Genomic DNA, 9617 nt, shown 5'->3' with positions numbered 1-9617 from the left:
TATATGCTACTTTTTTATAAAAAATTATAATGGTAAAACACGAATTAAAAACCAATGGTAAATTTTCTTAAATTAATTCACAAGTCAAGTTATATAAAATAATAACTTAATATTTTAATTTTTCTTAGTTAAATGAAATTCAACTGTCAAAATTAACAAACACAAACTTCTAAATAATTTAACGATTTAGTATTGTTGCAAAAACAACCATATTGACGCTAACTTCTAAAAATATTAAGATAAATGAAAAAGAATACTAATTTCCATTTATTTTATTATAAATTACAATCTTCTGAATTAATTGATTTTATTAAATAAAATCAATTAATCAGGATATATTTTCTTTATTGAGCTAAAATAAGTTCATAAATATATATTATTTAAAAATTGAAATTTAGTATAGTTAATAATTTAAGGAGTGATTATATGGATTTTATAAAAGTCGCATCAGCCTGTCCAAAAACCCGCGTAAGCGATGTTGACTACAATATTGAAAATATTCTGACATGTATAAGAGAAGCAGAAAAAAACGACTGTAAATTTATAGTTTTCCCCGAATTATGCATAACATCTTATACATGTGGAGATTTATTTCTTCAGGAGCATCTTTTAAAAAAAGCTGATGAAGGTATAAAAACTTTATTAGAAAAAACTAAAAATATTGATATGCTAATAGCTATAGGTTCTACTCTTTTAGATGGCAGCACACTTTATAATTGTGCTTATCTTTTATTTAAAGGAAAGATATTAGGAATAGTTCCTAAATCATATATTCCTAATTATAGTGAATTTTATGAAAAACGCTGGTTTACTGAAGGTGCTTCTATAACTGGAAAGAAAATAAATCTTTCATATCAAGAAGATGTTCCATTTGGAACTGATTTAATTTTTGCTTCAGATATAGCCTCATTTGGTGTTGAAATCTGTGAAGATTTATGGGTTACAATCCCTCCAAGTTCATATCTTGCTCTTATGGGAGCACATATAATAGGAAATCTTTCTGCTTCAAATGAATTAGTAAGTAAAGCTGATTATAGAAGAAGTTTAATTTCCAATCAAAGTGCGCGTTCTATATGTAGTTATATATATTCTTCAGCAGGCGTTCAAGAATCAACAACAGACCTTCTTTTCAGCGGTCATTTATTAATAAGTGAAAATGGAACTCTTTTAAAAGAAAATAATAGATTTCAAAGAGATAATGAAGTTATATATAGTTATATAGATTTATTTAGATTGAAATCTGAAAGAATGAAAAATTTAAGTTTTAGAGATGGTTCTAAATCTTTAAATAAAATTCCTACAGTAATAAATTTCAAATTCGAAGATACATCTATAAAAAATTTTGACAGATTCATAGATAAACATCCTTTTGTTCCTTCTTCTGAAAGCGAAAGAGATTTAAGATGCAGAGAAATTTTCAATATTCAGGCTGCAAGTCTTGCAAAAAGATTAGAACATACTCACTCACAAAAAGCTGTTATAGGTATTTCAGGCGGACTTGATTCCACTCTTGCTCTCCTTGTAATAGTTAAAACTTTTGAACTCTTAAAATTAGATAAAAAAAATATAATAACAATAACAATGCCTGGATTTGGAACTACAGATAGAACATACAATAATGCTCTTGATTTGTGCAAAGAATTAGGTACAGACCTCCGTGAAATAAATATTGTAAAAGCTGCCCTTCAGCATTTTGAGGATATCGGACATGATAAAGATATTCATGATGTAACTTATGAAAATGTTCAAGCAAGAGAAAGGACTCAAATATTAATGGATGTGGCAAATAAAGAAGGCGGTCTTCTAATTGGTACTGGAGACTTATCTGAACTGGCTTTAGGCTGGTGTACATACAATGGAGATCATATGTCTATGTATGCTGTCAATCCTTCTATCCCAAAAACACTTGTTAGATATCTTGTTAAATATGTAGCACAAAATGAATCTAATCAAACTGTAACTGACACTTTAATGGATATTCTTGATACTCCTGTAAGTCCAGAACTTCTTCCTAAAGATTCAAATGGACAAATAGCTCAGAAAACAGAAGACATAGTTGGACCTTATGAACTTCATGATTTCTTTTTATATCATTTTATAAAACATGGTTCTACAAAAGAAAGAATTCTTTTCCTTGCTCAGCATGCATTTAAAAATGAATACTCAAAAGAAGAAATTCAAAAGTGGCTTGATAAATTTATGTATAGATTTTTTACACAACAGTTTAAACGAAGTGCCCTTCCTGATGGTCCAAAAGTGGGAAGCATTTCATTGAGTCCAAGGGGAGACTTCAGAATGCCGTCTGATGCACAACCTTGGAAATAATATAATTAAATTTTATAATTCAAATAAATAACTTTTGTTTTTAGAAAGAAATTAATAATTTCTTTCTAATTTTTTTAATTAAATAAAGAATAAATACAATTCATATCATTAATCATTAAAATACATATATTTTTTACCAATAAAATAATGTTTTTCTTTAAAAGAGATAAAATATACTAGCATTTATTATTAATTTATTAAACTTTCACTACTTTTCATGATGAATTGTAGAATTTTAATTCAAGTAGTGTTAAAATATATGTTAGTAAAAAACAAGGCAATAAGCCTAAAGATTTGGAGGAATTATAATGGGGAAAAAAGCTGATATAGATTGGGGTAAATTAGGATTTAGTTACATAAAGACAGATTATCGTTATATCTCAGTCTGGAAAGATGGAAAATGGGATGAAGGTAAACTTACAACAGATAATACTCTTCATATAAGCGAAGCATCACCTGTTCTTCATTATGGACAAAGTTGTTTTGAAGGATTAAAGGCATATACTACAAAAGAAGGTAAAATACAATTATTCAGACCTAATAGAAATGCTGCTCGTATGAATGAAAGTTGTGACAGACTTCTTATGCCACATGTTCCTGAAGAAAAATTTATAGATGCATGTATGCAGGTTGTTAAGGCTAATGAAAAATATGTACCACCTTATGGAACTGGTGCAACTTTATATATCAGACCAATATTAATGGGTGTTGGAGATAACATAGGTGTTAAACCTGCTACAGAATATATTTTCACAGTATTCTGTATGCCAGTTGGTCCATATTTCTCAGGTGGTTTAAAGCCATGTAACTTTGTAATTCAAGATGAATTCGACAGAGCTGCTCCTAAAGGAACTGGTAAACAAAAAGTAGGTGGTAACTATGCAGCTTCATTACAAGCTCATAAAAAAGCTGCTGAAGGCGGATATGCTGACTGTATTTACTTAGATCCAGCAACTCATACAAAAATTGATGAAGTTGGTGCTGCTAACTTTATAGGTATAACAAAGAAAGGTGAATTTGTTACTCCTAAATCATCATCAATCTTACCAAGTATAACAAAATACTCTTTATTATACATTGCAGAACATTACTTAAAGATGCCTGTCTTTGAAAGAGATGTATTAGCTGATAATTTAGATGAATTTGCTGAAGCTGGTGCATGTGGTACTGCTGCAGTTATAACTCCAATTGGTGCCATAGATTATAAAGGTAAGAGACATGTTTTCTACAGTGAAACTGAAGTTGGTCCTGTAATTAAGAAATTATATGATATACTTTATGGAATTCAAATGGGTGATGTTGAAGCTCCAGAAGGATGGATTTATGAAGTAAAATAAATCTTTTTACTTAAAAATAACCAGTTTTAAATACTGGTTATTTTTATATATAAAAGTATTTGTTCCAATTCAATTTATTAGGTTAACTTTTATTTATTGGTTTTCGTATATAACTCCATTTATAATATCTTTAGGAACAAAGCCAACAATCTCATCAACAATTCTTCCACTCTTAAAGAACATAAGCTTAGGTATATTAGTTATTCTGTATCGTTCTGAAACTAGCGGACTATCGTCTATATCTATTTTTACTATTTTTATATTTTTATTTTCTCTTGATATATTTTCTAAAACAGGTGTAAGCATCTTACATGGGCCGCACCATCTTGCTGAAAAGTCCACAATAACAAGTTCTCCTGCTTTTAATACTTCATGAACAAAATTTTCATCATTTATATGTCTTATCATAATATCCTCCTCCAGACATCTTATAAAACAAATCTATTTTATATCCATAGTTATAACTTTTTATTTATCTAGATATAAAAGAATGTCCAAAATATATACTATATTTTTCTATTAATACAAATCTGAAATTAATAATTTTTCTGTAATATCATGATATTCATCAATATTTATTTTGTTCACTTATATACTAATTATATAGACTTCAACAACAAATTTAATAATATCTCTGTATATTAAAAATCCAGCCAATTATATTTAACATTATTAAATTTCTTTATTTATTGTTTAAAATGATGAAATTTTATAAAGTCTGTTATATCCTCCACCATGCTTAATAAGTTCATTATGAATATTCTTTCAACACTTCATAAAATATTCTCATATGACTGTTATTGAATCAAGTGTAAAAAGTTTTTTAAACATTTTTTCTCCTTTTTTATGAATAAATTTCAAACAACTTGTATATAAATGTTAATATATACCAAGTGAATATATACCAAAAATATTTATTATCTTTCTTTTAACAATATCTATTATAAAATTGAAACTACATTTAAAATCTATCTAACACACGTAAAAATATTAAAGAAATCTTGGAAAAATTTCATCTTTCATTGTAAATTGTCCATTATATATTGTTAATTGAAATATATATACATATATCTCCACTCATATATAAAACCTATAAATTTTACATATCTTATATTAAGGAAGTGTTTAATTATGATAAAAAAAATTTTAAGCTTTTCTAATATGGTATTTGCTATATCTTTATCTATGATATCTTTAAATCTAATATCAAGCAGCCTTAATCCTGAAAAGTACTTTTCATTGATATTTGTATTAATAGGAATGTGTAATATTTTTTTAGGAATAACATTGTTAAATGATAATAAAAAGCTTTTAAGTTTTTTTAATTTTCTAATTGCTGCATTTATGTTTATAAGTGTTGGAAGCAGAATTATTCTAATATAGAACATTATATTATTAAATCCAGTATGTTTTTCTTATTCGCTTCCAATTAATTAGTAAAGTCGATATTGAATTTTTTAACTTCTATCTGCTGCTTCATTTTTATGCCATCTTTCTAAAAATTCAACTTCCTTTTTAAACTCATCTAAAACCCATTCGTATATATGAGGATCTTTATATTCACGATACCCTCTTTCAACCACCATCCCCAATCGCTGCCAGATGCGATATATCTGAATTCTTACCTTTTCATTATCTGTAAACTTTGATTTTCCATATCCCTTTAAAAAAGATGCATCTGGAGTATAACACAACAATATAATGCTCTGACATTAATCAATATTTATAAATCTATTACATTGTCATATTATCACTTACATTATAGAAAGTATTGTCCTTTTTCACCCAATAATTGTAATTTATTATCTTTCTCTATAATAATAAATTCTATTCTATATTCTTCAAATATAACCACTCCAATTTGATTTAGTAATCAATTACCAAAAGTTTACAAACTAATATATGTTTATAGTATAAAATTGCATTATTAAGTGGGATTTCTAAGCTTCGTATATATAATTTACAATCTTAGAACATCAGATTAAATCCAACATAATTTTCTTATTCTTTTCCAATTCATTGGCAAAAACACCTTTTGTACATACTGGTCTGCCACCAAAAATGAATATCTTTCCATTAAAATACACAGCTTCATCAAGATCATGAGTAACCAATACAACTATACGTTTTTCATTTTCTAATATTTTCATAAATTCATTTATTATTGTATATTTAGTCTTATAATCTAGTGATTTAAAAGGTTCATCCATCAATATCACCTTAGAAGGTTTTCCCAATGCTCTTCCAATGTTTATGCGCTGTTTCATTCCTCCACTCAATTCATGAGGATATCTATTTTCTATTCCTTGTATTCCTGCTATTTTTAATATTTCATTTATTTTTTCTTCTAATTTTTCCTTTGAATAATACTTTTTTAATGAAATCGAAAGATTTTCTTTAATTGTAAGCCATGGTATAAGTCTGTCCTCTTGAAATACATAACTTATATCTTTCTTTGTTATCCCATCAATTCTGCATGTATCCACCTTAATAAGTCCTGCTATTATATTTAAAAGTGTAGTTTTACCACATCCTGATTCCCCCAGAATACAATTTATCTTTCCACTTTCAAATTCAATGCTAAAATTTTCAAATATTTTTTCCTTTCCATAACTTTTATTTAAATCTTTAATCGTTATCTTCATTCAACCACCACCCATATGTCAGCTTATTTAATTTTATATTCATAAATTCAAAAATAAATGATATCAATACAATTATTATTATCCATGCAAAAATTCCTGTTGTATTAAAATTTATTTTCTCCATCTGAATTTGAGATCCTATCCCATATTTAGGCTGTCCATGAACCTCTCCTGCTATTACAACTTTAAATGTAAGAGATAGTGTTGATACAAATATATTAATAATATGAAATTTTATTGTAGGTATAAATATGTTTTTCAATTTATCATACATGCTTATTTCATATATATCTGCCATTTCTAATATTTTATTGTCAATTTTACTGAGACAGTTTCTTATTCCTTCATATAATATTGGGAATATAATTGCAAATCCTACTACAAAAGGTGCTTTATCTTTGTCAAACCATACAAGTGCAAGAACTACAAGAACTAATGTAGGTATCGTCCTTATAAAAGAATTTAGAGGATTTATAAAGTATCTAAAAAAGGGATACACTGATGCGAGTATCCCTAAAATCACAGCTAAAATCAAAGCACATATATAACTTACAATAGTTCTTATAAAACTACTGCTTATATACATATAAAAATTTCTACTTCTTATTAATTTAAATGTTTCTTTCAAAATACATTCAATTTTAGGAAGATAGATATCATTATTTATCTTAATTGCAACATATTCCCATATAATCATGAAAAATATACATGAAATAAAAGTATATTTACTTTTCCATGAATATTTCATCATCTGGTATATTACCTCCTATTGTTTTAGGTTCAAATTGATTTAATTTATCAAAATATATTTTATATTCATTATAACAATCTTTTATATCTGCAAACTTTATATTCGACCTGTCTATCCCATTTATAATTACTTTTTTATTTGCGGACACACCAATCTCTTCACAATATTCTCCTAACTTTTCTTTATCTTCATAAATCCAGTTACAGCTTTCTTTAATTTCATTCATTATTTTTGAAACAAATTCTTTATCATTATCTATTAGCTCAGATTTGATTATTACTGTTGACTGTGGATAACCATATTCTGAATTATTCATTTTTTTCCATTCATCATTTAAATTCATTATTATTTTAAAATTTCCATTCTTCATTTGAACTGTAGATAAAGCTGGTTCTGGAATAACTGCATATTGAGCTTTTCCAGATAATATTACAGGAGCAAGTTCTGAAACACCATCAACATAACTGAAATTTATTTCTTTATCAGTATCAATTCCCTTATCTTTTAATACAGTTCTTGTAATTATATCAGGAGTCAGCCCTTTTCCAATATTATACACTTCTTTTCCTTTAAGCATGTCTACTGATGTTACTGAAGAATCTGATGATCCAATATAAAACGATCCCCATCCTACAGTTCCAGCTATCTTATATGATTTGTTTTTATTGTATACAACAGCTGCTAAATTGGAAGGCACTATTGCAATATCTGGCTCTTCTTTCATAATGCTTGTTGAAAGAGCATCCGAACTCTGCTCTATTGTATAATTTATATTATAGCTTTTATCTATTTCTGGTTTTTCTTTTATAATTTTTGATACTGAAACAGCTGGAAGTCCATCTGGAACAGTAAAATTAATTTCTTTCATCTCTTCAGCCTGTTTTGTATTTTCTTTAGCCAAATCATTTCCACATGCTGTAAAAACAAATATGCTCATAATAGATATTAATACTAAAGCTATCCTTTTCTTCAAAACTATCATCCTTTCTTCTATCAATATATCATATATATTATTCTACTTTCAGCCAATACTCATCATATCATAATTTGTAAAAAAGGCAAGTTAATTACATAATACCCAAAATATCAGAATATAAAATTTTTCATTGCAAAATGATAGACCATTAAATCCAGATAACCTCCCGATTTAACAGTCTTATTTATAATGCTATCTATATATATCTACAATCATTCCCTGTATTTCATCAACTGCAGCAACAATATTTATATTGTCCTTTTCATCTGATAAAAGAGCTTGTGTAAGTTCTTCAAGTTTGCTGTCAATAGTATCTACTGTAACATAATACTGAGTCTGCCAAAAACTTATATCCTTCTTAGTCTCATACATAAATTGTAGTATAGATTCAAGATATTCTTTTATCATTTTCTTGTACATCACAACATCAACATATGTTTTTGTTGTGATAAGTCTTGATCCCCTCTTTTTTATGTCTGCAATCATTTTATTAAGCTGCTCTTCTGATTTTCTTTGTCTCTGCTCATTAAAACTATGTGAAAAATCTTTTTTCCCTGTTGTTACTCTTCTTTCTGTTGATACAGTTCCTCTTCTTACTCTTCCTATTTCCATATATATTCGTCCCTTTCATCTAATATACAAAAAATCCACTTATAAATTAAAATTCTATAAAAATACGCTTCATTAATATTATAAATCAATATAACATTAAACTTATATCATTGAAATATATTTTCAATCTTTCAACATATATTAATTATAATTATTTTTAATATATGCATTCCAAATAATAAAACTACATAATAATTAAAGAAATCTCTGCTAAGATTTCATCCTTCATTGTCAATTGTATATTATTAATTAGAATACATATTTATTATTAATTATCGTAAACATATCCAGAATTATTATATCATTTATAACTATATTTTTCATACTCACAAATAATTGTACAGCATATTCATATATCTTTAAAAAACATAACATATAAATGAATATATATATTGTTAATTAGAATATTATACTAATTTTTAAAAATTTTTTTATAAATATGTACAAATATTTGCTATGTATACTTTTATGATTGAAAAGAGAAAATGTTTGTAATAAAATTTACTTAAAAGAAAAAAACTTTCAGGAGGTATTTGAGATGATAGTAAGATGTATAGATGACGCTCTTTGTTCTACTTTACAATTAAATAAAGAATATGTGGTTATAGAAGAAGCACCTGAATATTATGTAATTTTAGATGATTTAAATAATGAAACAATCTGTAAAAAATCTAGATTTGAAGTAATTGAAGATGGTGAATTAGCTAAAAAAGCAAAAGCTACTGTTACAGAATTAACTTATCAGATAGAAAATGATTTTAAAGATATAAAACACTTCAACATCAGAAAAAATTCAAGAGGTGAAATCAAAGAAATTTCTATAAAATTTAAATATGAATAATTTTCAAAATGAACCTCTGGCAATATAAAAGCCAGAGGTTCATTTTTTATAATAATATTTCTAATGTATACATTTAACTAATATATGACATACTAATTTCAAGATGTGGAAAATTAATTTTTTGCTCAAT

10 protein-coding genes are annotated in these 9617 nt (G+C 26.5%); 4 read left to right on the top strand and 6 right to left on the bottom strand.

From position 1 onward, the window contains the following. The first annotated feature begins 426 nt into the window (after positions 1 to 426). A complete protein-coding gene (locus Q0F58_RS01290; RefSeq protein ID WP_294371434.1) occupies positions 427 to 2325 on the top strand; it encodes an NAD(+) synthase in 1899 nt (632 codons plus the stop codon). Positions 2326 to 2633: 308 nt separating this feature from the next. After that, the gene (locus tag Q0F58_RS01285) at positions 2634 to 3662 is read left to right on the top strand and encodes a branched-chain amino acid aminotransferase (protein WP_294371432.1); all 1029 of its coding nucleotides are present in this window, start codon (positions 2634 to 2636) and stop codon (positions 3660 to 3662) included. Positions 3663 to 3755: 93 nt separating this feature from the next. Here Q0F58_RS01285 and trxA read toward each other — a convergent pair whose 3' ends face one another. Then, the gene (gene trxA, locus Q0F58_RS01280; RefSeq protein WP_294371430.1) at positions 3756 to 4070 is read right to left on the bottom strand and encodes a thioredoxin; all 315 of its coding nucleotides are present in this window, start codon (positions 4068 to 4070) and stop codon (positions 3756 to 3758) included. 723 nt (positions 4071 to 4793) lie between these two features. Here trxA and Q0F58_RS01275 point away from each other — a divergent pair. Beyond that, entirely contained in the window at positions 4794 to 5045 is a 252-nt protein-coding gene (locus tag Q0F58_RS01275; RefSeq protein WP_294371428.1) for a hypothetical protein, read from the top strand. Positions 5046 to 5119: 74 nt separating this feature from the next. On the opposite strand, the gene Q0F58_RS01270 is transcribed toward Q0F58_RS01275, so the two are convergent. From Q0F58_RS01270 to Q0F58_RS01250, 5 genes are all read right to left on the bottom strand, one after another. After that, positions 5120 to 5359 carry a hypothetical protein gene (locus Q0F58_RS01270; protein ID WP_294371427.1) on the bottom strand — a complete coding sequence of 80 codons (240 nt, stop codon included), beginning with the start codon at positions 5357 to 5359 and terminating at the stop codon, positions 5120 to 5122. A 279-nt stretch (positions 5360 to 5638) separates the two neighbouring features. Then, positions 5639 to 6307, bottom strand: coding sequence for an ATP-binding cassette domain-containing protein (locus Q0F58_RS01265; RefSeq protein ID WP_294371425.1), 669 nt, complete (start codon positions 6305 to 6307; stop codon positions 5639 to 5641). Next, positions 6291 to 7058: an ABC transporter permease gene (locus Q0F58_RS01260; RefSeq protein WP_294371423.1), complete on the bottom strand. Its 768-nt coding sequence runs from the start codon at positions 7056 to 7058 to the stop codon at positions 6291 to 6293. Before Q0F58_RS01260 ends, Q0F58_RS01265 begins: the two co-directional genes overlap by 17 nt. Further along, positions 7033 to 8031 (bottom strand): ABC transporter substrate-binding protein, encoded by a 999-nt coding sequence (locus Q0F58_RS01255; RefSeq protein ID WP_294371422.1) that lies wholly within the window; start codon positions 8029 to 8031, stop codon positions 7033 to 7035. Before Q0F58_RS01255 ends, Q0F58_RS01260 begins: the two co-directional genes overlap by 26 nt. Positions 8032 to 8226: 195 nt before the next feature. Continuing rightward, the gene (locus Q0F58_RS01250; protein ID WP_294371420.1) at positions 8227 to 8646 is read right to left on the bottom strand and encodes a YaaR family protein; all 420 of its coding nucleotides are present in this window, start codon (positions 8644 to 8646) and stop codon (positions 8227 to 8229) included. 538 nt (positions 8647 to 9184) lie between these two features. Between Q0F58_RS01250 and Q0F58_RS01245 the strand changes: the two genes are divergently transcribed. Further along, on the top strand, positions 9185 to 9487 hold the full coding sequence (locus Q0F58_RS01245) for a hypothetical protein (protein WP_294371418.1): 303 nt from the start codon (positions 9185 to 9187) through the stop codon (positions 9485 to 9487). Positions 9488 to 9617: the final 130 nt, after the last annotated feature.

It is taken from the genome of uncultured Clostridium sp. (assembly GCF_934754915.1).
Classification (GTDB): Bacteria; Bacillota; Clostridia; order Clostridiales; family Clostridiaceae; genus Clostridium.
The sequence above is the reverse complement of the archived record's forward strand: the minus strand, read 5'-3'. Positions and strand labels throughout refer to the sequence as shown.